Genomic DNA, 24,652 nt, shown 5'->3' on the forward strand with positions numbered 1-24,652 from the left:
AACATCTAGTTTTCACGATATAATTCTCAGCTAAATTCGCAAAAAAGAGCTTGAATTCCCAAGCTCTTTTAAATATTACTTAATAATTTTATAACCACCATTTTTCCTGTGGAATTAAAACTGTTTCAATATCAAAGTTATTCTCAAACCATTCCTTCATCAATGTTTTATGGACCAGATATTCTGATGCAGAATGGGAAACGCCGATTAAAGACATCGAAGTATTAGTAACATAATCCATCATTTGTTTGTATCTTTGTTTACCATATTCGTTATCAATATGGCAATGGATTTCGCCAGTGATATAGGCTTGAACTCCTCTTTTTTCAGCTTCCTCCATCCAACTTACTTTGTCGCCACAACCTGCAACGATAGCAATTTTCTTTACGTTATTTATGTTCTTACCTTCAAAATCAACATATGGAATATCGAATATTTCTTTTAAGTGAGAAGTTAGCTCACTTGTACTCTTTTCTTCAATGTTACAAATTAGAACTAGGTCTTCATTATTTATAGAACTTGTTAAAAACCCATCAATAATTTCTGCATTTAATTGTTTAGCAATAGCTACACTTGTACCTAAATTGGCATGATAATCCATCGGTACATGGCATGTATAGAATGATAATTTCTTTTCTTTTATTTGTTTAATGTATTTTTCTTTTATAGGAACAAAACCTTTGCCCCATACTCCTTTTGGATCTCCACATTCCATCAATAAGGGATGGTGCATAAAAAGTAAGTCTCCGCTATTACTTTCTTCTATAAAACGTTCCAACACTTCATCTGTAGGGAAGACGGCAAGAAAAATTTTCTTTACATTTGCATCTCCTTTTAACATTAGACCATTAAATAATTCCACAAAGTCTTTTTCAAAAATTGATTTCCAGTCAAACTTTAAAGGTTCATAGACCATTGGTATGAATTGACTGAAAGCAGAATCCTTCCCAAATGATTTTATATCAAGTTCAATGTCCAGTTTAGACACTATTTCACTTAGTTTAACCATAAGATTATTCCCCCAAAAATTTTATAATTCAATACAAACGGTTAGAAAAATAAAAATTATTATATTCTTTTAAAAATTTTAACATAAAAAAACCCATTTTTCTTCATAAAAAAATCACTCCTGTTGTTTAAAGTGGTCCCTCCAAATTCCCTTCAAGCAAAGTTAAAATCATACCTTCAAAATGAAAAAACGCTATGCTTATTGTAAACAGTTTATAAGAAAGGATGGCGTTTTGATGAATCCTATCATTTCAAATAGATTGAATCTTTTCGCTCAAGAGCTACAATACTTTTTATCTCCAGTGGTCCTACAAGATATTGCCAAACAAGTTGGCTTTGTACAACGATCTAGTAAGTATCAAGCAAAAGAACTCATTGCCCTTTGCGTATGGCTTAGTCAAGAAATTGCTAGCACATCACTTACACAATTGTGTAGTCAGTTAGAAGTTTCCACTGGGGTACTTATGAGCTCAGAAGGACTGAATCAACGCTTTAATCCAGCAGCTGTCGCATTTCTTCGAGAAGTCTTTACTTCTCTTCTCAAACAAAAACTCTGTTCAAATCACTCACTTTCTGCACACATGATCTCTACTTTCAATCGTATCCGTATTTTGGATGCAACAGTGTTTCAACTGCCTGATCATTTCGCCACTGACTATCAAGGTTCAGGTGGAAGTAGTAATACGGCAGGCGTAAAAATCCAATTGGAATATGATTTACTTAGTGGTCAATTTCTTAACGTGCAGCTTGGACCAGGAAAGAATAATGATAAAACATACGGTACCATCTGCCTTGAAACCGTAGAGACCGGCGATTTGTGTTTACGTGATCTTGGTTACTTCGATTTAGGAGACTTACAAACTATTCATGATAAAGGAGCTTACTACATCTCGCGGTTGAAGCTGAATACGCGGATTTATATCAAGAACCCTGAGCCAGAATACTTCAACAACGGCACGTTAAAAAAGCAAACAGAATACATCCAGCTTGATATGACACAAATGATGTCAGATCTAATCCCTGGTGAAACGATAGAAATTACCGAGGCATACATTGGACAAAATCAGAAGCTTCCAGCACGTGTCATTATCCATCGTTTAACCGATAATCAAACGCAAGCACGCCTGAAAAACCAAGCGATACGTGAAAAGAAAAAAGGCATTGTCATGAAGGATAAAAGTAAACGTTTAATGAGTATGAATGCATATATCACGAACACGTCTCTAGAAGGAGTACCAACGAACTACGTGCACTCACTGTATTCAATTCGTTGGCAGATTGAAATTTTGTTTAAAACGTGGAAGTTATTTTTTGAAATTGATGAATGTAAAAATATTAAAAGAGAACGCCTAGAGTGCCATTTATATGGACAACTCATCGGCATTCTCCTCTGTTCTTCTACGATGTTTCAAATGCGACAGTTTCTGCTTGAAAAAACAAATCAGGAGCTAAGTGAATACAAAGCGATTTATATGATTAAAGATTACTTTCCGTTACTGTTTCAAGCGATAGCCATTGGCACAGAACAACTTTTAAAAATTTTGCATCGTCTTTATCTATTGCTCAAAAAGAACGGTCGTAAATGTCATCGGTATAAGAAAATGACCGTCTTTGATATTCTAGGGATTGTGTATAAAACGACGGTGAAGCATAGACAAACTGCCTAGCGAAAAAATCAGATTTTAATAGGCTTCTTTAGTATGCCTACTTTTCTATCAATTGTTAGTTTTGAACCAAGGATCATTTCATATCTAGTAATTTACTTGGTTAGCTTGATGGGCATGGGGTAGCGTCAGGAAAATACGGATTTACAACGATAAGGGAATTCCAAATTAAAAAGCCCAACTTCTCTGCAAATCAAAATAGAGAAATTGAGCTTTTTATTTATTTATTTATTTATTGAATTCATTAACTGGAAGAAGTATTCAGGTTTATGAGTCTTATTTAGGTTATACCATGAATGTAATGCATCTGGTGTAAATACATCTATTTTTTTCAGTACCTCCATTGCAAATTCCAGAGGAGCTATTCCTGATGCAGTAACTAAATTCGCATCAGATACCGCAGATCCCAACTCATAGAACTTTTCTCCTTTATAGTTAGGGCATACCATTTTAGTATATTCTAAGTTATTACTTGTATGCTTTCTATTATCCAAGTATCCCATATTCGCGAGGGCATCAGTTGCACCACAAATTGCAGCGACAATAGTGCCAAGCTTTAAAGCTTGGCCAATTTTTTCCAACATAGGTTGATGAATTTCTTCACTCCAAGTAGTCCCTCCTGGCAAAATTAAAAGATCTTTACTCTCAAAAGTACATTCATCTCTTGTTTTTGTACAAAAAATCGATAGAAAGCAAGAAAAAGATTTTATATCTTTTTCTGTTTAGAGGAGTTAAAAAATCGCTAACACCTCTTTCATACACATGGAATATACAGGAATATAAAACTTAATATAGAACATAAAAAGGAGAAGTTTATATTGTAAGTAAAGGGACATACATATGGAGTTAGAATCAATTGTTAAAGCAATTTTTTGTTAGAAAATTTAATTGGCAACGTTAACAACAGTAATGGAGGATTAGAAAATGAAAATTGCGATAGTCTGTTTCGATAACTTTACTGATATAGATGTTTTTCTACCATGGGATTTATTAAATCGTGTACGTTTAGTAGGCGGTATTTCTGATTGGAATGTCCAACTATTAGGAACGGAAAAAACTCATATTTCCATGTCTGGTTTGCGTATTCCGATGACAGGAAGCCTATCTGATATTCCTTCTGCTGAAGCCGTAATATTCGCAAGTGGTAAGGGTGTACAAGATCTATATCAAAATCAAGAATATCTTAATAGCATTCATGTAGATCCTCAAAAACAATTAATAGGATCTATGTGTTCTGGTTCTCTACTATTAGGAGCTAAAAAGTTGTTAACTGGCAAAAAAGCAACTACATATCCATCCGCAGTAGAACAGCTTAAAGAATTTGATGTAGACGTTATTGAACAAAGTTTCGTAAACGAAGGGAATATCTCGACTGCTGCGGGTTGTTTTGCTGCTCAAGAACTCTCAGCTTGGATTATAAGGACCCTACTTAATGAAGAAATGGTTGATATTGTACTAGAAACTGTTCAGCCGGTAGGAAAAGGTTTATATTTTTAATCTCAAATCAAGTCGAGGAATTGTGGTTGCTCCCCAAAACGATAAAATAAGATTTTTGTTTCGAGTTAATACAAATTTCGTTCTAGAGTGCTATAAAACTTCAACTTGATGGCGGTGTGGTGTGCAACATTTTCAAATAAAAAAACCCGTGAATCATTCACGGGTTTTCTTTCTAATAACTAATTGCTATTGTTCCTTCACCTGCATGAACCGCAAATGAAATTGGTAATGGATATAGTTTAAAATCCATTTCTGGGAATGAATTTTTAATATCTGCAATCCATTCTTCAGCTCCATCTTTATCGTTAGCATGGAACATGTGAAGTACTTTTGGTAATTCTTTTTCAAGTTCATTTTTAATGTATTCTCGACATTTTTGGATTTTACGAACTTTCTTTTCAAGTAAAAGCTCTCCACCTTTTACTTCTAATATTAAGTTGACACTTAATAAACTTCCAAGTAAAAATTGAACTCCCTTTACACGTCCACTTGCGTAAAGGCCTTTTAAACTTTTCGGGAATACGTGGAAAGGTCTTCTTTTTTCATCTACTAATGTTTTGTGTATATCTTGTAAAGTCATACCATCATTGTATAACGATTTCGCTTTTCTAATTAGTTCATCCATTGGATAACTTGTTGTTTCACTATCTAATACCGTTAATGGGAAACCTGCCATTTCTGCAGCTAACTTCATGTTTTGATAGGTTCCACTTACTTTTCCGCTAATAGCAACTGCAAATCCCTCTTCATATTCTTCTTTGCACTTCGAAAATAACTCTACCATTTCCCCTATGTTAGGCTGTGATGTAGTGACAGTTTTACCTTCGTTCAAAGCATTATAAACGCGCTCACGCACACCTTCTTCACAATCTTTGTACGACACACCATCAATAATAACTTCAATTGGGATAACAAAGTTATCTCCTTCTGTTGTAAAACTCGCAGTTGTACTATCAGTAATCCAAGCAACACGCTTCATGTTGTTCCTCCCTTAATTCAATTCCTCTTTTCTAATTTTTCTATATATTTATGTTATGAAAAGAGAATATCCCTGTAATAGTAACAGGACTTTATTGATTTGGCTATAGTAGATAGATTATAAATGTGAATATTTCTTGTCTTTTTCACAAATTAAAAAGAAAATCAAGGAATTTGCTCGATTTTCTTTTTATCATACATTATTTAAAGGTTTCATTATCTAAAATCACAACATAATCATTCGTCAATCGCCCGGCTTCTTTCGTATAACTAACAAGTCTTTGTACGTTATCGCAGCAAAGTTTTGCTCCCCAAATAAGTAACGGTACACCGATAAAGTCAATATGAAATCTTCTAGAAAACAGTCCACCAAAAGTCATTGGTAAAGGCACTGTTGGTGATGTATTAGAAAAAATAATCTTTTCATGGCTTTGATAATGTTTTTGCAGAATCTCTCCTAAATGCTTCATCGCAGGTACAACGACTTTTGATGCGCCGCATCCAATCGTATAAACTGGGTTACCATTTTCATCTATTCCATGAAAAATAATTTTCCCCATATCTTCTGTTTTCAATTTATTAAAGTAATCTACATTTAATATTTCTTCTTTCGTTAACTTACGATCCGTTGGTAATTTATTTAAATGATAAGCTGCAGCGAGTGAAGTTGAATGTGTTCCGCCGAAATCTGTGTAAATGAATATCATATTATCATCCCTTATTATAAAAGTTCAATGTTATTTAGTATTACCGTTCACAGCATTGATAAACAAGGGATGAATGTATTTACACTTTTTGTGTTAGTTCATTATATTTTTTCCAAATGTAATATCGTCTACTTATTACTGTACCTAATGTGATACATAAAAAGGCATTCGTTACAAGCATTAGTGTGTAATGAGTACTGCCAGAAAACATACTTTGCTTAATTAAAATTTTCGCACCTAAAATAACAAGAAGAATCATCGTGCTTAACCAATTTCCTTTTCGTAATACATGACCCGTTTCATTATCTATTCGAAATGTTAATGCTTTTCCTCTAATAATTCCAAGAACCAATCCAATCCCGAACATTGCAACAAATAGTAGTAATTGTAATATAGTTAGTTGTCCCATATGAATAATGGACTGGATTGTTACAAAGCACAACAAAGCCGGAACGAGCCAAATGCGATTAACTTTCACTTTACGTTCCTTACTTTGCATTAATACGATAATAAGCATAACAAGTAAAATATCCATTTAGTGTCCTCCTATATACTTGTTTACCTTTAAAAATTATATTCACCTCTTTTTATTCCATACTTGAAATGCGATAGCTACTTCAAATTGAAAAATATGGAATGTGATTCTCCATCAGTTTGTAGCATTATTTTTAAAAATAAAAAGACGTACTTTTGACTCGTACGTCTTTTATCATCTTTATTCAAAATAAATATATCCTTTAACCCGTATGAATTGTTAGTTAAAATACTTTTCAAAACAAAAACAATCATGAACCCGCTTAAATTGTTTTCTTATCTCTTCTTTATTTTCACCTGTATAATGAGCAAATGCGTGAACTGGATATAACTGATCTATATTACTTTTCATTACACCCTTTATCTGGTCTGTATGATCGGAATATACGTGTAAATATGAATCTACGTTTACAAATCCGTTCTTTTTATACCATCCATGAACCCATAGGTTGTCCCTAGTCCATGCTTCTAATCGATTTAGGTTAAGTTCTTTCGCTAACTTTTCTGCCTCATTTAATAGTTGATTACCAATTTTCATTCTACGGAAATCTGGATGAACTGCAATATGCCAAATCATACCGCCAAGACCAGTTCCTCTTGAACAAACAGTACGCTCTTCTAATTCATATTCAATATCTATTAAACCCACAATTTGATTTTCATATACAGCTACTAATTCAATAGTAGGATTTTCATATTTTTCTTTCTCTCTAAGTACGTTATCATAATATGCTGTATCTAGAAAAGATAACACACGGCAACGTACCCAACCTGTTTCATCCTCTTTTCTATACGCTCTAATTTCTATATTCATATAATTAAAAAGCTCCTTCTATTTCTATCATTAATTTTTCGGGTCCTGCTCCTTTATTTGATGGAATAACTAATGTAATTCCTAAGTCTGGATATACGGCCGAGCGAAAACTGACGCCTGGATCATATCCCATGACATGATATTTGAATATCTTATTTTCTCTTGTTTCAATCCATATTCCATAGCCGTAAGACTGATTATTATTTACTTGAATATGAGGAGTTAAAAGTATTTTTGTATATTCTTGGCTTATGATTTCATAGTTAAATAACGCTTTCCAGAACTTCAGCATATCTGGCGCAGTAATAAAAGCACCACCATCAGAACCACCTTTTATCGGAATAGAGTATGCATTTGTTCTCCATTTTTGGCTATTTACATCTTTTATATATCCGAGAGCTGTGTATCTTGGTAATCTATCTAAAGAGAAATAGCCGGAATCATTCATGCCTAGTGGAATAAATATATTCTTTTCTATATATTCCGTAAAACAAAGCCCTGTTTGTTCTTCTATAATTAATCCAAGTATGATAAACCCTGCATTATTGTAGTGAAACTTACTTCCTGGTGCAAACATCATATTACTGTTTTGGAATAATGGTAAAAAGTCTTTTAAGCTCTTTAATAGATACATAGGTGTTTGTTTCCAAAGATCTTCGAAGTTATCCATAATACTTTCATCAAAATAATCTGGTATACCAGCACTATGCGTTAGTAGTTGATGTATTGTAATATCTTCATCGAAGTTTGGAAATTTTATCTCTAGACAATCTTTTAATTTTGTATGAAAAGAAATAACACCTTTTTCAACAAGTTGACAGATGCCAATTGCAGTGAAAATTTTACATCCTGAGGCAATGCCGAATCTTGTTTTTATCGTATTGTTTATATATTCACTTTGGTTTGCGTAACCCAATGCTTTTTCATAGACTAAGTCTTTTTCTTTTTTTACTAAAACTACTCCAGAGAAATCTATTTTCTTTTGTATTTCTTTTACAATTTTATCAATTTCATCTTTTGTTTTTATCACGACAACCACCCTTGTCTTTCGGTATTGTTCTTTCCCATTATTAATTTTTCCATATAAAGGGGAAAGAATCCTCTTATTGAATACGATAAATTGTTAATGAGAACACAAAGTTCATTTCGAATTTATTGATTCAGTAGAATACAACTTAGATTGTGATGGGAATAAAGTAAACACACACAATATGATAGTAATAAATAACATTATTAATGACCCTACAATAACTACAAGTTGTATAGAAATAAATTGAGTTGCAACTCCGAATAAAATCGTAATCAAACTGGTTATGACCGCAATAACAAGCCCATATATACTCCCAATCCGTCCCATGATATGGACAGGTACATTATTTTGATAAAAGGTATAAAATCCTGTATTTGCATATGCCATAGAGAAAGATAAAATAAGAAATCCGATAGCAGCTATTAAAAACTCATTTGAAAAAGCATAAATTAAATAACCGATTGCAATGAATAATGATCCTATTCCAATTAAAAATGAAGGCGCTAATTTTTTAGATAAAATTGTATTTGTTATAGCTCCTAAAATGATTCCAGCTCCACCGGTACTAACTAAAAAGCCATACTCACTATCTGTTAGCAATAAAACTTTTTTCGCAAATGATAATTCAAGTGAATCATTTGCGGCAGCCAATGCCATCATCCCTTGAAATAAGAAGTACACAAAAACGATATACAAAGATGTTTTACTGAAATTTAAAACGATGTTCCAATCTTTTTTTAGTACAGCTAAAGATAGTGTGGCATTTGATGTATGAATATCAGATTTTTCATCAAGATTAGGTAGCAGAAATGTAATTACTCCTGATAAGAGAAATGCTATAGCATTTATATATATAGCAAACTCCGGTGTACTTGCTATTAACAATACTCCCGCTATCGCTGGACCAATTAAAAATGCACCAGATCCTATTAAACTTCGTAATGAGTTGAAACGTTGTCTTTTCTCAACTGGAATTAATTTAGTCATATATGTCATAGCAGTTGGCTCATAAATTGCATTGGCCATGCTAATAAAGAATACGAATACATAAACCATCCAAAGTGATGGAAGTAAAGGTAAAATAACGATAAATACCGCACGATATATATCGAGGTGAACCATTAACTTCCGTTTATTTAAACGATCAATCATACTTCCTGACCAAGCATTTGTTAATACAGCGGCTAATGGTTGAATTACATATAAAGTAGCAACAGCTAAGGCTGAGCCACCCATATGATAGACAAGTACATTCAGTGCTATTAAGTAAATCCACGCCCCTAAATTCGCAATACCAACGCCAGACAGTAGTAATAAAGGATATTTCCAATCTTTAAGTAAGTTTTTCATTTTAGGCCCCCGCTTTCCAAATTGTTTTAAAACAATAAAAAAATCCCACCCCCAAGACTTTTAGTCTTAGGGACGAGATTTATCATCGCGGTGCCACCCTAGTTTGTTAATATGTCACCATATTAACCTTATCTGGTACTGCATTTTGATTCATGCTTATACCATAGCTCTATAACGGGAGCTCCCGTCACACCACCCTCTAATAATAGATTCCGATGCGCTGCTCAGAGGCTTGATTCAATAAAGAATTTTTGCTCCTTTTCAGCTAAATGGAGCTCTCTGTGAAAAATTCATTTTATTTACTCTTCTCTTCACTGCATTTGATTTTTCCATATTATCACAATTATTTTTAACTGTAAATAAAAAATAATCAGATATTTAATGGAGTTTCATTGTTTATTCTCTTATTTATTGTTTTTTTTTAAAAATTACGGTGCGTGAAATTACTTGCATCTATTAAAAAAGAGCCTATTGTATATAGACCCTTCACATTGCCCAAATTAATTTGTATTCGCCTCTGCTAACGGTTGTAACGGTGGTTCTAATTCTAGTTCTAATTCTAGTTCTAATATATCGCCTTCTTGTATATCATGTCCCTTTTCAATGCTTTGACTCGTTACATAGCCCGTACCTGTAGTTTTTAAATCTAATTTTAATAGTTTAGAGAAATACATAACATCACGCATGGACCAACCTTGTAAATTTGGCATTTTTGCGTTATTCCCTAGTAGAAATATACGATCGCCTTCACTCATTACTTCGCCAGACTGCGGATATTGTTTCATTATTTTTCCTTCTCCTAAAATTATCGGTTGTAGTTTCTCCTTTTTTACACGATTCTCTACCGTATCCATTGATTGGTTGACATAATTTTGTACTTTTAATTGGGATCGTTTCGTTGCATCTGCCATTTGTATTTCTGTATATGGTTTCACCTTTAAATATTCAAGGCTATTTTTCATAACTGGTTTAAATATTTCAGCAAGCGGCTGAGCTCCATATTCGTCTCCTTTTAACTTTGGTTGCTTAATAGCTAAGTATACAATTAACTCTGGATCATCAATTGGAGCCATTCCTAAAAATGAAAAAATATAATTTTCTTTTCCTTCCATATATCGTCCATTTTCAGGATTCGGAATTTGAGCTGTTCCTGTCTTACCTCCTATTGGATAACCATCCACTTTATACATTGTACCAGTACCTTTTGAGGACGTAATAACACGCTCCATTAAGTTCCTTACCTTGTCCGCTGTCTCTTTTTTTATTGGATTCCCAATTTCTTTCGGTTGATTTTCCATAATAACTTGTTTGTTTGTTGGATTTACAACTTTGTCAACGATATATGGTTGCATCATTTTCCCGTCATTTGCTATAGCAGTAGCTGCTTGGATTAATTGAATAGGAGTTACTGTAGAACCTTGTCCGAAAGAAGATGTCACTTGTTGAATTTGTGTATTTAATAATAAAGTATTTTTACTTTCACCAGGTAAATCTATTCCGGTTTTTTGGTTGAATCCAAATTTTTTCATGTATTGCTTAAATTTATCCGGTTTCAATAACTGATCTTCTAAAATAGAAAAAGCTACGTTTGATGACCTTTCAAAACCTTCATCAAATGTAATAGATCCCCATCCAAACCCACCGTTATGATCTTTAATATCAGATGAACCAACTGAATATTTTCCGGATTGGAAATATTCTTTCCCGTTATATACCCCTTCATTAATTGCAGCAGCTAACGTAAATATTTTCATTGTTGAACCGGGTTCGTATGCATTTGCGATTGGATCATTTAAAAAGTATTCGATATCACCTTTATTAGGATTAAAACTAGGTTTACTAGACATTGCTAAAACTTTCCCTGTCTTTGGATCCGCTACGATTCCTACTAACATAGAAGGATCATAGTGCTCTTGTGCCTTGTTCATTGCTTCTTCTAAAAAACCATTAATTTGTTTATCAAGCGTAAGGTATACGTTATTTCCATTTTTAGCGGGTTCTATTTTTCCTATATCATTTGTAAGAGGGATACCTCTTCGCGCGCCTACATATTCTATTTTCCCATTTGTCGAGCGCAAATATTTATCCAAACTTTTTTCAAGTCCAAATTTCCCTTCTGTATTTCCTTTATTGTCAGGTCTAGCAAAACCAAGAATATAAGATGCAAAATCTTCATTCGGATACACTCTTGCTTTCTCAGTCATAAAAGATACACCCGGGATTTTTAACTTTTTAATTTGTTCTTTCTTTTCTCTAGATAAATTCCGACCAACTTTTCCGATTTCAACTTGCGTACGCCCCTCATGGAAATTTTTTAATACGTCTTCTTTATCAATTTCAAGCGCGTCAGCTAATTGCCCTGCGGTTTCATCTTTATTTTTCACTTTGTCATTACCATTCAAATTCACAACAACACGGTATGTTGTGGAATCTTGGACGAGCACTTTTCCAGTTTGATCATAAATCGTGCCACGATTCGCTTCCAATACACCTTTTTTATTATGTTGTTCAGTTGCAAGATCCTTTACATCCACATTATGCACGACCCCTACTGCTTGAATATAAAATATACGTAAAATCATAGTAAGGAACAAAACAATAAAAGCAACCATAAAATACCGCGCGCCTTTATTCGTTTGAAGTTTATGCATGTTGCTCTCCTTTCTTTCACAATTAATTGCGGCAAAGGTGTGCTACAAATTATGTAGTTTTTACTTTCAATACTATATGTTTCGAACTTTTCTTTTTAATTCCTTTAAATCGCTCTGAAAGTAGTTATTGTTTCTGTTTTTATTTTATTTTTGTATTTATATTACGGTGTGTGAAATTTAAGAATATTCCGTCATAGGATGATTAACTTATAATAAACTTACAAATTTAATAGATGCTAACTCAGTTTTTCTTTCACCACTCATTTAATGCATATGCCCTCTTCTTGTGCACAATAAAAAAGTTCCCCTCTGGATTTCCAAAGGGGAACTTTTTAACAAACCTATAAATAGTTATTTATAAAAATTAAGCTATATGATTATATTTCGCTAAAAAAGGAATTCGTTTCGCTACCAATGCGTACATTTTAAATACAAATTTTGCTATCGGTTCAAACATACGTGTACTTTGCACTACTAAACCGCTCGTAATAAATGTTAAGAAAGCTGCACCAAGTATATCTAGAGGATAATGAACTCCTACGTACATACGTGATACACCAACTAATACTGCCCAAATAAGAGCGACATATTTAAGTTTTTCTCCTCTAAGTAAAAATACAAATGCAATGGAAAATACAAGTACAGAATGATCACTAACAAATGATGAGTCTGCTGCATGTGGCACTAATTGATGTACATCATGTGATACAAACGGACGTGGATGGTAATATACCGCATGTATCACAACATTTACTAGTAATGCGATAATGACTGAAAGTGTCGTATATAACACTGTGTATTGTTTTTTAATGGCATTGACTTTCTTTCCATTATTAAACCATAAAATAAACATAAACAAAATTGCTACATAGACAGCACTATTTGTAATAGCAATCATTAGCGTATCTAATAGTTTGGACGATCCAGCAAAATTATTAAACCATTGAAATACTGTGTAATTCATAATACTCTCTCCTTACATAAATGCGTTCTTGATTTACACAGTATACAACATCAATATGAAAATGGGCTGAAACTTTTCTCATCTAATTCTCATTTTACTAGTACTGATTTGACAATATTAGGGCTAATTATAATGGCTAATTATGTATAAAGCTGAAAAACCTTTAAAACAAGACGAATTACATACTTTTCATATACAGAATACATAACATAGTTATGTAAATATACTAGTTGCGAAATCATATTTTTATTACATACGAAGTGCGATATTACCAAATTGTTCGCCTTGTTCCATACGATTTAACGCCTGAAGGGCTTCTTCTAATGAATATACTTTATCAATAATTGGTTTAATTTTATGTTTCTCTATAAACTTAACCATTTCATGAAATTCCTCACGGCTACCCATAGATGTCCCCATAATATCGATTTGATTATAAAATAATGCTCGTAATGGTAATTCAATTTTATCTCCTGAGCTTGCACCAAAATTAACAATTCTCCCATTTGGTTTTAATACATCAAAGTATTTTAAGAATGTTGCTGGACCTATACTATCGATTATTAAATCTACTTTCTCTCCGCATAAACTCTCTTCCCAATTTCCAGAACTATTAAAAGAAAAATCTGCGCCATATGTTTCGGCAAACTTCCTTTTGTTCTCTATCCTCGAAGTAACACTTACTTTTGCGCCAATCGCTTTCGCAAATAACATGGCAAATGTCGCTACACCGCCGCCTATCCCCGGAATTAAAACATGTTCTCCACACTTTAATCTACCCTTTGTAAAAAGCGCTCTGTATGCAGTTAGTGCCGATAAAGATAAGACGCCAGACTCTTCCCAAGTAAGATATGACGGTTTCGCTACTACATTTTCAGCTGGTACAATCACATATTCAGCAAACGTCCCATCTCTCGGTCCACCTAGCACCTCTGGTAACTCGGGTACTTCGGCAATATTTTCCCATCCAATGCTAGGATTTATAATAACCTCGGTTTGTAATAAATCACCTGAAACATCTTCTCCAATCCCCGTAACAATACCTGCACCATCTGATCCTAGAATTAATGGTAATTGCATTTCTTTTCTATTATTCATTATAAATAAATCTCGATGATTTAAACCTGCTGATTTTAATTTCACTTTAACTTCTCCAGCGTTAGGTGTTATCTCAGGTAATACTTTATATTCTACTCCTTCAACTCCTGCTTTATATTGTTGTACGATAGCTTTCATTTTTATTCCCCCTTAATGATTCTAATGTACTAGAAAGTTCGAAATAAGCAAAATAATTTGACTGTAAAAAAAGAAGGAATGTAAAAACATCCCTTCTTTTCAATCTATTAAAGTGAAATTGTAGGCAGTGTAATCGTAACGATTGTTCCTTCGCCTTCTATACTCTCTATTTGAATAGCTCCGTTGTATCTCTCTACAAGTCGTTTGGCAATAGATAAACCTAAACCGTTTCCACCCTTTTTTCGACTCCTTGCTTTGTCCACTCTATAAAAACGGTTAAGGACAAAAGGTAAATCAGCTTCGGGTATCCCTGATCCATGATCTATAATACGAATTTTAACTTTCTCTGATTGTACTCTAGATTCAATACAAATATATTGATTAACTTCTTTTGTATATTTTACTGCGTTGTCCATTACGATAATAAGAATTTGTTCTAAGTAAGATGATGGTATTAAGACATATGCTGCATCTCCATCCAATTGCATATCAAATTGAAATTCAGTTTGAAGTATAGCAAAATTTTGTGTAACTTGTTTTAATATGCTATTTATATGGACTGGCTCAGTTGCTATTGGATGCATCTGTTCTGATTCAGCTCTTGATAGTTCTAGCAACTCTAAAACTAACTTATTTAAACGATCGACTTCCTTTAAACTAGATTGGAGCGATTTATCTAAAACTGCTGGATCATTTTTACCCCACCGATTTAACATCGACAAATGGCCTTGAATAATTGTTAATGGGGTTCTCAGTTCATGAGATGCATCTTCTACAAACTGTTTCTGTTGTGTAAAAGAAGTTTCTACTTCATCCATCATTTCGTTAAAAAGAAACGATAATTTTGCAAGTTCATCATTATTTTCACGTACTGGAACCCGTTCATTTAGCCCATTTTTCTTAATACGCTCCATCGTATCCGTTATATTTTGAACACTTGATAATAGCTTTTTCGTGATTAGTACACCACCTAAAAAACTGAGGATTAAGCCACATATCCCGGCAATAACCATTACCACTAAAATAATTTTTAATAAATGATCAAAAGCCTCTAAGTTTTTCGTAAGTTCAATAGTGCCAGTGAACTCTTTTGTTTGAATTGGTATGCGCTTAACTAATATGCGATCTTCTATATGTCTTTTTATAAATGATTCCTCTTGTGTAACTTGTTTTGGCTTTATCCACGCTTCATTAAAATCTCGTGAAACAGTAACAATTGGTTTCCCATCCATGCCGATAATACGAATCATTTGATGCTTATCAATCATATTGTTTAAGAAATTTTTACTGTTTTCAAACGTTTTACTCGAAAGGGTATCATTTTTATCTTGGAAATATGCCGCTATTTCTGTCCCTTGCCTATTTATTTGTTTCTGTTCATAATCTATAGTCCACTTATTAATTACAATAAACTGCAAAGCGCTATATAAAATGAATAAAATAAATACTAGTGTAGTGGACCAAAGTGTTAATTTCCATTTTATAGGAAGATTTCTAAGTCGATGTACAATATTTTTAATCATTTCATTATATATCCAGCACCGCGGACCGTTTGGATATATTCCTCCTTATCCACACTATGTAACTTGTTACGTAAATAACGAACATATACATCAACGATATTGGTCTCAACCATTGCGTCAAATCCCCATACTTGATCCAATAAAACATCCCGGGTAAGTACTCTATTAATATTTTTCATAAACATAAGCAAGAGTTCAAATTCTTTATTTGTAAGTTCGATTTCTTCATTTCCTTTTGTAACAGTTCGAGATTCAATCTGGAGCTGTAAATCTTTGAACGTAAGAGATGAAACATGTTTGTTTTCTATATGTTCTTCTCGTCTAAATATAACTCTCATACGTGCTAACAGCTCTTCAATTGCAAATGGTTTTGGAAGATAATCATCGGCTCCGCTGTCTAAACCTGTCACGCGATCCATAATACTATCACGTGCAGTCAGCATAATGATCGGTGTATTTTTAGTTGCCCTTAATCTACGACACACTTCTAGTCCATTTAATCCTGGTAGCATTAAATCCAGTAAAATAAGGTCATAATTTGTTTCAAGTGCAGTTTCTAAACCCTTCCTTCCATCAAACTGTATATCGACTTTATATCCTTCATACTTTAGTTCTAACTCTAAAAAATCAGCTAAACTTTCTTCATCTTCAATAATTAATATGTGTTGCAACAGTAATTCCTCCTATACAGTTAAATGAATGAGTAATCCTATTCCAAATATAATCGCAATGATTTGATGTGCTTTTCTATACAATTTCAAGTTTGTTTTTTTATTATGCTTCTGTAAGGAAAATCCAACAATCCCTAGTATGATTAAAATGAAAAGAGAGAATATACCACTATAGAATATGAATATATGCCGACTTCCTTTTAATAAAAAATAAACACCGTGAGTAATTGATACAGCTAATACAGCATATCCAATTAATACGTGAAATTTTTTAATGAACAAATATAAATCTTTTATCAACTTAACCCCAATTATATTTTTCTTTTTAAAAAATAACCATACATGATGTAAAAACCATAACGATGCAGCTAAAATGGCTCCATACTCACCGAAAGAACCTAATTTCTTATTTAACCCTTTTACATTTAGTACGTTGCCGTAAATTACATAAATAAGTAACAATGCTACACTACAAAAAATAATAATTAAGCCTATAATTTTTACTAATGAATGAAAAGATTTATTTCTTAGTAGCTTTTCCATTTCACTTAAGCTCCTTTCTAAAAAGCTTCTGTAACAAGCAGAATATCAAATAAAAAAGAAAGGAACATGAGAGAAAGATTAAAATAAAATAAGAATTTCAAGACCCCTTAAATTTTTTTAGCTTCCTTTATTATTTTTTGGATAAACGGTGCTTTTGCACTTGTATATGAAACTCGATCAAAAGGATATGTAGCTGCAAGTTTCTCTTTTAATTCTCTATAATCATTGCGTGCCCATTCATGTTTTGTTAGAAAGTCTCGAAATAAAAGATTGTTTTTCCATTCGTCACTATTATAAATATAAACATGCAAATGATGGGTACCCGCTCTCCATTTTCCCTTTCTAAAAAAGCGCCAATTAGTTGATTCTTTTGGTACATATTCATATCCAATTTTCAACAGATCATCAATCCACTTTTCGGTAATTTGCAAATCCGTTACACCAATCATCATATCAATTAGAGGTTTCGCTCCTAATCCTTGTACAGATGTGCTCCCTATGTGTTCAATAGCAATACATTCTCCTCCGAATAATGAAATAAATTTCTCCTTTTCTATTAAATACTCTTCATGCCAGTCTTTTTGATATGGTTTAATAACGATTTGTTTTTCCATTTTATTCACCTTTTTATAATTATTTATTATTATATTTATAAAATTCCATGTGATTAACATAGGATTTTCACAAAATATGTCGAATACTGAAATATACAACTTAATTATAATAAATGCGAGGTATATTATGGAAGCTAAACCAGTTGAAATTCAGTTGAATCAAATAACATTTCAATTAAAAGAACATCATAATTTTGATTGGCTATTGAAATTAGGAACCGTATTTGAGGTTTTTGACCAGCAAGATTCAGGCAATCTATCTTTCGGTGTAGAAAGAGATGGCCATAAGAAATTTATTAAATATGCAGGGGCACAAACAATTGCATATGAAGGAACTATGAACGACGCTATTGAAAGATTAAAAAAATCAGTTTCCCTTTACGAGGAATTAAAGCATGACTCGCTTATAAAACTAATTGAACATTTTCCAGTTCAATCTGGATATGTATTAATTTTTGATTGGTTTGATGGAGAATGTCTTCATTCACACTGGAGTTTCCCGCCTCCTGATAAATATAAAAATCCAAACTCTCCATTTTATAAATTTAAACATTTATCTGTTATGAAACAGATTCAATCCTTAAATTCCATTTTTTCTTTCCATACATATGTTGAAAAGAAAAACTATGTAGCAATAGATTTTTATGACGGTAGTATTTTATATAATTTTCATACAAATGAGACGAAGATTTGTGATATAGATTTATACAATAAGAAACCCTATATAAATACAATGGGACGACTATGGGGATCCTCACGTTTTATGTCACCAGAGGAATTTGAGTTAAACGCTATAATTGACGAAAAAACGAATGTGTTTAATATGGGCGCAATGGCTTTTGTGCTCTTAGGTGGTGGAAAAGATCGCTCCTTTACAAAATGGGAAGCAAGTAGGGATTTATATGAAATAGCGTATCGCGCTGTAAATGAAAACCGAACTGAACGATATGCATCAGTTGAAGAATTTTATGAAGAGTGGGTAAACGTGTCAAATACTGAAAAAATATAAACCTATATTATTTAAACAAATATATATATTATACTATTATCATGTATAATATATTTGAAAAGGAAATTCAAAATAATGAGGCAAATATTATGGACTTTGTTTATATTAATCAAAACGTATTAAATAATCTTCTTTACATTTTAATTAGTATCTTTATCTTTTATTTTATATTTGATAGCGGGCGCTATTTGAAGAAATATAAAAAGCTACTTACTATACTTTGTACGAGTATCCCTCTTATTTTATGTATGCGCTATCCTATCTATATGGATGAAAATTGTATTCATGATTTAAGACAAATACCAGTTATAATAGGTACGCTTTATGGTGGCTTCCCTGTCGGTATAATATTGTTTGCTATTTTATTAATTACAAGATTTTCATTTTATGGATTTAGTATGTTAACAATACTCGTTTATGGCACAATGTTTATCATTACAGCGTTCGCATCCGCAAAATTTAATAAGTATAATAGAAAAGTTAAAGTAGCTTATGGAATGTTTTTAACATTTTTTCTAGCAATATTTACAACTGTAATTGTATTAACTTTATCGGATTTTGAAGTGAATAATTTATACATTATTTATTTTATAATATTACCAACTACTTTGATGTTGTTTGTAATTTATTTTAATGAAGTTTTAAAAGATGCAGTATGTATGCGATCGAAGTTAATTAAAATGGAAAAAATGGAGATTGTGAGCCAACTCGCTGCTAGTATATCGCACGAGGTAAGAAATCCTTTAACTGTCGTAAAAGGATTTACTCAACTTTTAAAAACACCGAATTTAACTCCAGAATCTAGAGACGAGTATATTGAACATATACTTGAAGAGTTGCATCGTGCCCAAGGAATTATTGATGATTATTTAACATTTGCCAAACCTGCTTCAGAAAAATTAGATCATATTTCAGTAGAACAAGAGTTAACTCGAGTTATTAATATGATCTTACCTTTATGTAATATGAATACAATACATATTACGAAAGATTTCTCTAGGGCATCAATTGTTGGTAATAAACAGCACTTTCAACAATGTTTTTTAAACCTAATAAAAAATAGTATTGAAGCAATGCCTAATGGTGGTACTTTACATATCTCCTCATCTATTAGTAATAATAAAGTTATAATACGAATTGAGGATAGCGGAATTGGTATGTCACAAGAGCAAATAAATCGATTTGGCGAACCCTATTTTAGCACAAAAACAAAAGGTACAGGATTAGGTACAATGGTTGCTGTTAAGATTATTGAAACGATGCAAGGTAGTTTAAAAATCCGAAGTCTCGTTAATAAAGGTACAACTTTGACAATTACATTGCCGAAATGTAATACGAACTCATCTGAAAACAAATAAAAAAGGAGCATAATTGCTCCTTTTTTATTTGTTTCGATACATAAGTATCTTCTATGTTTTTTTAGTTTACATTTGTGGAGACTAATTAGAAATTAGTACCCTCCGCCCCAGCAGCTGCATCCAACGATAATTAATAAAATAAATAACACAACTAGTAAAGCGAAACCTCCACCAAAACCACAAGAACCACCGTAACTCATATTTTCTCCTCCTTTTGGTTTGAAAACTAATAGGTAGTTGATCATTTTAACTGGTTCGTATTATACATTATGTGAATATCCCTTTTTTGAGCATGTCTACATAAAAATAAGTAAAAGCACTCATTTGAGAGTGCTTTAAAATGGATACCAAAAGTTTTGAAATACATGTAACTTTAAATATACTGCAATAATTAAAATAAAAACACCTACAAATAAAGCCATGAAATCCCCTTTTTTCGCTTTATTTGTATAAAACCATGTACGTTTATCCTTCTTTCCAAATCCTCTTAAATCCATTGCATTTGAAACTGTATCAATTCTATCTAGTGAATGAATAATTAGCGGCCAGAAAATTAAGACACGGTTTTTCATACGAATCCATAAACTTGCTTCACCTTTTTCAAAAGCTACTCCTCTCGCCTCTTGTGCATGTTTAATAACTTTATATTCGGACTGAATATCAGGTATATAGCGTAATGCAATATTTATTGCATAGGTAATCTTATAATGAATACGAAATTTACTTAAGCTACTCACAAATTCGCTTCGGTCAGTCGTATAAATAAATATAAGTGTAAATGGTAATAACGTAAAATACTTTAACGAAAGTGTAGCTGCATAAAATACGGTTTCGTATGTAATTGTTGCATATCCAATATACACAAATGAAGTATATGATCCGATTAATTCAGATCCATGGGTTGGTGTAATAAATAAAATCATGACAGAATTTAATAAACTAAATGTAAATATAACACTAAAAACAATAAAAATTTTACGAAATGGAATTTTAGCAACTAAAAGTCCGATACATCCAATCATAAATACAAATAGCAATATGCGAAAATCAAAAAATAAAAAAGTAAGTGTCATACAGAAAATAAATAACAACAATTTCACTGCTCCATCCATGCGATGAAAATATGTACTATACACCTTCCTCCCTCCTAATAACATCAAAATAAAGTTCTACAAACCTTTCAGGAAATGCAATCCCACTAAATTTAATTAGTTTGTATAAAGAACTTTCCCTTAGGTTCGCTCTTTGTAACGTTTCTAGATGCCCTAATACAATAGACGCGGTATTATTCGCAATAATTTTCCCTTCATGTAAAACTATCGCTCTGTCTGTATATTCCAATACGAGATTCATATCGTGTGTGATAAAAATAAACGATATTCCCTTTGCAGCTAATTTTCTAATAAACGACATAAACTGTTTATAGTGATAATAATCTTGTCCCGCTGTCGGTTCATCTAATATGATAAGTTTCGGATTTGTTGTTAGTACAGATGCAATTGTTAATCTCTTTTTTTGTCCATAACTTAACGCCTGAATTGGCCAGTTTCGAAATGGATACAAACCACAAACTTTTAACGCTTCTTCCGCTCTAAGCTTAATCTCTTCCTTTGAAACCCTTTTTAATTTTAATGTGAATGAAACTTCTTCTATAACAGTATGTTGTGTAATCGTATGATTTGGATTTTGCATCACATAAGATATAACCTCACCGCGTTTACGAATAGACCAAGAATTGATATTTACTCCATCAATTAAAATCCTATCATTTTTTGTTTTGTTTATCCCTATAAGACTATGAGCTAATGTTGATTTTCCAGCTCCATTATGGCCCAACAGTCCTACTATTTCCCCTTTATATAGAGAGAAATTTACATTGTCTAATACTTTTTGTTTATTAGGATATGAGAACGACAAATTCTCTACATTCAATAATTCATTTTTTGTAGGACTATCTTTATAAAAAGCTTGCTTCTCCATCCACTCATTTATTACGCTACTAACATTTTCCCTTTGAAGATTTTCAATTGGGTATATTACATCATTATTACTATCAAAATGTAATCTCTTTAATACTTCTATGTACATAGGCTCTCTTAAGCCAATAGATGGTAATATATTTGACGCTAAAATCTCTTCTGGTGTCCCTATGGCAACAATTTCACCTTCATCAATTAAAATAATTTTATCTAAATCCAGGTTTAACATTTCTTCTATTCGATGTTCAATAATTACAATTGTTTTATTATATTGTTTATGTATATCTTGAATAAGTTCTATTGTATGTAAGGCGCTTAGCGGATCCAAATTTGCTAACGGTTCATCGAACAATAATATATCAGCATTTGTCGTTAACAGACCTGCTAGAGAAACAGTTTGTTTTTGCCCTCCTGATAATTCATGTGGACTTTGTTTATGAAAAGTATGCATCTTTACCTTTTTTAATGCGTCCGAAACAATCTTTTTCATATCATCTTGATTTACACATTCATTTTCTAAATAAAAAGCTACATCTTCTTCTACTGTAAGGCCAATAAATTGAGCATCTTGATCTTGCAAAATTGTTCCTACTTGTTTACTCTGTTCAAATATACTCTCTTTCCTCGGATCTTTTCCGGCAATTAAAATATTACCAGTACTAAATCCTTCATAAGAAAATGGGATTAGCCCATTGATACAATGAGCTAACGTTGATTTCCCCGAACCGCTTCGTCCAGCAACTAGTACTTTTTCTCCAGGATATATATGAAATGTAATGTCTTTTACAGTAGGCTGTGCCGCATGCTCATATTGAAAGCTAAATTGTTCAAAAGAAATAATTGGTTGCATGTTAACATCCCTACTTTTCAATTTTTAAATGTGTATGTTTCTTATTAGATTTAGCTAGACCTATTGTAATTGGCAATCCGAGAACTAAAAATACAATAACATCGGCAATTGTTGCTCCTAATACTTGTATAACAATTTTGTCAAACGGTTCTCCCATCACAATAATATCGAATGCCCCAGCAAATATAATCGCAATGACAATACCAATTAACCCAGTAATGGCTAAATAAGAAATATCTCCCTTATTATACGTCCCGTTTTTCACACTAAAGCCAACTCTTTTTTGAATGAGTCCCATTGCAAGGCCGATAAGTCCTGAACTAATAACCCACCCCCACCAAATACCCCATCCAGCGATTGTATCTGTTACGATATGACCGATAAGTCCTATTAACAGTCCTGCTACTGGACCAAATAACGCTCCAAAAACAGTTAAAATAGCTAATGCAGGTTTAATAAATGTATTTGGTGCAATAGAAAATCCCCAAAGTCCTAATATCCCGTATAACGCTGATCCAATTCCGATTGCTGCTACTAACTTTGTTGATAATTTGTTCATTACAATTCCCCTCTCATATTAGTCAACTTTTATTACTCTATATTTATTTTAAAAATGAATTATGCATCGACACTCCCTTTCTATACAACAAAAAATGACCTCTTGCATAAGAGGTCATTTTCTTTCACGTTCAAGAATCCTCTTATCTCCAAAAAACACATTGTGTCCTCTGCGGAATTAGCACCTTCCTATGATTTTACATAGGGGTTGCTGAGGTTTCGTAGGGCCGTACCCTCCACCTCTCTGGATAAGTATTAATTTGTAATTCGTATTATGGCACTAAGAAAGATAAATTACAATAGTTTTCTAATTATTTTTATTTTTTGTTAAATAGCACATTTATATCATTGTATTCTTATCGGAATTATGAAATAATGAATTCAAAATTGTTTCGGGAGGAATGTATGATGAAAGTAATCGGTTTAATTGGTGGACTAAGTTGGGAATCTACATCGTTATACTATAAACATATTAATACACTTACACTTTCTCAATATGATCAAAATGCAAAGCTTGTTTTATATAGCATGGACTTTGGTGAAGTAACTACTTTGTTACAAAATCATCAATATGAAGAAGTGAAAAACGAATTAGTCACAGTTGCAAAAAAGGTTGAAAAATCCGGAGCTGATTGTTTATTAATGTGTTCCAATACGGTCCATTTATTTGCTGAAGAAGTAGAAAGTGCAATATCTATTCCACTTCTTCACATTGGTGATGTGAGTGCTAAAGAAGTGGTAGAACAAAATATAAAGCGTATCGGACTATTGGGTACGAAACAAACGATGGAACAAGACTTCTATAAATCACGTTTAGCGAATTATAATATTGAGACGATTATCCCAAATGAAGAGGAAAGAAATTTTATTCATCATGTTATTTTAAATGAATTAAGTAAAGGAATTATTTCAGAAACATCAAAAGAAAAACTATTACAAATTACAAAATCATTAATTCAAAATGGCGCAGAAGGTATATTACTAGGCTGTACTGAAATCCCTTTGCTTATTTCCCAAAACGACCTTACTGTTCCTGTTTTTGATACTGCTTTTTTACATGCAAATACTGCTGTGCAGTTTGCGGGATAATAATATAAAAGCATAAAGGTTGAAC

Annotated in this window: 24 protein-coding genes, 1 riboswitch and 1 other annotated feature; of the genes, 5 read left to right on the top strand and 19 right to left on the bottom strand. The window is 32.5% G+C overall.

Annotated elements, in window-relative coordinates:
* Positions 1-88: 88 nt before the first annotated feature.
* Complete coding sequence (locus tag QCI44_RS14860; RefSeq protein WP_016134612.1) at positions 89-1,009, bottom strand: Nif3-like dinuclear metal center hexameric protein; 921 nt, start codon at positions 1,007-1,009, stop codon at positions 89-91.
* Between the two features lie 235 nt (positions 1,010-1,244).
* On the opposite strand from QCI44_RS14860, the gene QCI44_RS14865 reads away from it, so the two are divergent.
* A complete protein-coding gene (locus tag QCI44_RS14865) occupies positions 1,245-2,675 on the top strand; it encodes an IS4 family transposase (RefSeq protein WP_016134611.1) in 1,431 nt (476 codons plus the stop codon).
* A 221-nt stretch (positions 2,676-2,896) separates the two neighbouring features.
* Here the strand turns inward: QCI44_RS14865 and QCI44_RS14870 are convergent, their stop codons facing one another.
* A complete protein-coding gene (locus QCI44_RS14870; protein ID WP_082181406.1) occupies positions 2,897-3,382 on the bottom strand; it encodes a DJ-1/PfpI family protein in 486 nt (161 codons plus the stop codon).
* A gap of 214 nt (positions 3,383-3,596) precedes the next feature.
* On the opposite strand from QCI44_RS14870, the gene QCI44_RS14875 reads away from it, so the two are divergent.
* Positions 3,597-4,169 (top strand): DJ-1/PfpI family protein, encoded by a 573-nt coding sequence (locus tag QCI44_RS14875; protein WP_016087681.1) that lies wholly within the window; start codon positions 3,597-3,599, stop codon positions 4,167-4,169.
* A 172-nt stretch (positions 4,170-4,341) separates the two neighbouring features.
* Here QCI44_RS14875 and QCI44_RS14880 read toward each other — a convergent pair whose 3' ends face one another.
* The 13 genes from QCI44_RS14880 to QCI44_RS14940 form a co-directional block, all read right to left on the bottom strand.
* Positions 4,342-5,148 carry a DegV family protein gene (locus QCI44_RS14880; RefSeq protein ID WP_016087682.1) on the bottom strand — a complete coding sequence of 269 codons (807 nt, stop codon included), beginning with the start codon at positions 5,146-5,148 and terminating at the stop codon, positions 4,342-4,344.
* 199 nt (positions 5,149-5,347) lie between these two features.
* Entirely contained in the window at positions 5,348-5,854 is a 507-nt protein-coding gene (locus QCI44_RS14885; protein WP_016087683.1) for a DUF3189 family protein, read from the bottom strand.
* A 79-nt stretch (positions 5,855-5,933) separates the two neighbouring features.
* Positions 5,934-6,389 carry a CcdC protein domain-containing protein gene (locus tag QCI44_RS14890; protein ID WP_098986428.1) on the bottom strand — a complete coding sequence of 152 codons (456 nt, stop codon included), beginning with the start codon at positions 6,387-6,389 and terminating at the stop codon, positions 5,934-5,936.
* Positions 6,390-6,608: 219 nt separating this feature from the next.
* The gene (locus tag QCI44_RS14895) at positions 6,609-7,202 is read right to left on the bottom strand and encodes a GNAT family N-acetyltransferase (RefSeq protein WP_016087685.1); all 594 of its coding nucleotides are present in this window, start codon (positions 7,200-7,202) and stop codon (positions 6,609-6,611) included.
* 4 nt (positions 7,203-7,206) lie between these two features.
* Positions 7,207-8,232: a serine hydrolase domain-containing protein gene (locus tag QCI44_RS14900; protein ID WP_016134608.1), complete on the bottom strand. Its 1,026-nt coding sequence runs from the start codon at positions 8,230-8,232 to the stop codon at positions 7,207-7,209.
* A gap of 111 nt (positions 8,233-8,343) precedes the next feature.
* Positions 8,344-9,582 carry an MFS transporter gene (locus QCI44_RS14905; RefSeq protein ID WP_353811243.1) on the bottom strand — a complete coding sequence of 413 codons (1,239 nt, stop codon included), beginning with the start codon at positions 9,580-9,582 and terminating at the stop codon, positions 8,344-8,346.
* Between the two features lie 65 nt (positions 9,583-9,647).
* Positions 9,648-9,906: a binding site (T-box leader), on the bottom strand.
* A 176-nt stretch (positions 9,907-10,082) separates the two neighbouring features.
* Positions 10,083-12,233 (bottom strand): penicillin-binding protein, encoded by a 2,151-nt coding sequence (locus QCI44_RS14910; protein WP_353811244.1) that lies wholly within the window; start codon positions 12,231-12,233, stop codon positions 10,083-10,085.
* A gap of 364 nt (positions 12,234-12,597) precedes the next feature.
* Positions 12,598-13,197, bottom strand: a complete 600-nt coding sequence (locus tag QCI44_RS14915) for an undecaprenyl-diphosphatase (protein ID WP_016134605.1) — start codon at positions 13,195-13,197, stop codon at positions 12,598-12,600.
* A 249-nt stretch (positions 13,198-13,446) separates the two neighbouring features.
* On the bottom strand, positions 13,447-14,433 hold the full coding sequence (locus QCI44_RS14920; RefSeq protein WP_016087690.1) for a zinc-binding dehydrogenase: 987 nt from the start codon (positions 14,431-14,433) through the stop codon (positions 13,447-13,449).
* Positions 14,434-14,540: 107 nt separating this feature from the next.
* Positions 14,541-15,956: a HAMP domain-containing sensor histidine kinase gene (locus tag QCI44_RS14925; RefSeq protein ID WP_088083779.1), complete on the bottom strand. Its 1,416-nt coding sequence runs from the start codon at positions 15,954-15,956 to the stop codon at positions 14,541-14,543.
* Entirely contained in the window at positions 15,953-16,627 is a 675-nt protein-coding gene (locus tag QCI44_RS14930) for a response regulator transcription factor (RefSeq protein ID WP_016087692.1), read from the bottom strand. The genes QCI44_RS14925 and QCI44_RS14930 overlap by 4 nt, the downstream gene beginning before the upstream one ends.
* A 12-nt stretch (positions 16,628-16,639) precedes the next feature.
* On the bottom strand, positions 16,640-17,170 hold the full coding sequence (locus tag QCI44_RS14935; RefSeq protein ID WP_016134603.1) for a hypothetical protein: 531 nt from the start codon (positions 17,168-17,170) through the stop codon (positions 16,640-16,642).
* A 107-nt stretch (positions 17,171-17,277) separates the two neighbouring features.
* Positions 17,278-17,784, bottom strand: a complete 507-nt coding sequence (locus QCI44_RS14940) for a GrpB family protein (RefSeq protein ID WP_016134602.1) — start codon at positions 17,782-17,784, stop codon at positions 17,278-17,280.
* Between the two features lie 127 nt (positions 17,785-17,911).
* Here QCI44_RS14940 and QCI44_RS14945 point away from each other — a divergent pair, with 127 nt between their 5' ends.
* Positions 17,912-18,793 (top strand): protein kinase, encoded by an 882-nt coding sequence (locus QCI44_RS14945; protein WP_016087695.1) that lies wholly within the window; start codon positions 17,912-17,914, stop codon positions 18,791-18,793.
* Positions 18,794-18,882: 89 nt separating this feature from the next.
* Entirely contained in the window at positions 18,883-20,151 is a 1,269-nt protein-coding gene (locus QCI44_RS14950; RefSeq protein WP_016087696.1) for a sensor histidine kinase, read from the top strand.
* Between the two features lie 92 nt (positions 20,152-20,243).
* Here QCI44_RS14950 and QCI44_RS14955 read toward each other — a convergent pair whose 3' ends face one another.
* The 4 genes from QCI44_RS14955 to QCI44_RS14970 all read right to left on the bottom strand — a co-directional run bounded on the left by QCI44_RS14955 (position 20,244) and on the right by QCI44_RS14970 (position 23,539).
* The gene (locus QCI44_RS14955) at positions 20,244-20,351 is read right to left on the bottom strand and encodes a YjcZ family sporulation protein (protein WP_000120182.1); all 108 of its coding nucleotides are present in this window, start codon (positions 20,349-20,351) and stop codon (positions 20,244-20,246) included.
* A gap of 135 nt (positions 20,352-20,486) precedes the next feature.
* Positions 20,487-21,287: an energy-coupling factor transporter transmembrane component T family protein gene (locus tag QCI44_RS14960; protein WP_353811245.1), complete on the bottom strand. Its 801-nt coding sequence runs from the start codon at positions 21,285-21,287 to the stop codon at positions 20,487-20,489.
* Entirely contained in the window at positions 21,280-22,980 is a 1,701-nt protein-coding gene (locus QCI44_RS14965) for an ABC transporter ATP-binding protein (RefSeq protein ID WP_016134600.1), read from the bottom strand. The genes QCI44_RS14960 and QCI44_RS14965 overlap by 8 nt, the downstream gene beginning before the upstream one ends.
* Positions 22,981-22,990: 10 nt before the next feature.
* A complete protein-coding gene (locus QCI44_RS14970) occupies positions 22,991-23,539 on the bottom strand; it encodes an ECF-type riboflavin transporter substrate-binding protein (RefSeq protein WP_016134599.1) in 549 nt (182 codons plus the stop codon).
* A gap of 139 nt (positions 23,540-23,678) precedes the next feature.
* Positions 23,679-23,793: riboswitch (SAM riboswitch) on the bottom strand.
* A 150-nt stretch (positions 23,794-23,943) separates the two neighbouring features.
* On the opposite strand from QCI44_RS14970, the gene QCI44_RS14975 reads away from it, so the two are divergent.
* Positions 23,944-24,627, top strand: a complete 684-nt coding sequence (locus QCI44_RS14975) for an aspartate/glutamate racemase family protein (protein WP_016087700.1) — start codon at positions 23,944-23,946, stop codon at positions 24,625-24,627.
* The last annotated feature ends 25 nt before the right edge of the window (positions 24,628-24,652 follow it).

Origin of the sequence: Bacillus cereus group sp. RP37, assembly GCF_040459695.1 — a bacterium.
Taxonomy (GTDB): domain Bacteria; phylum Bacillota; class Bacilli; order Bacillales; family Bacillaceae_G; genus Bacillus_A.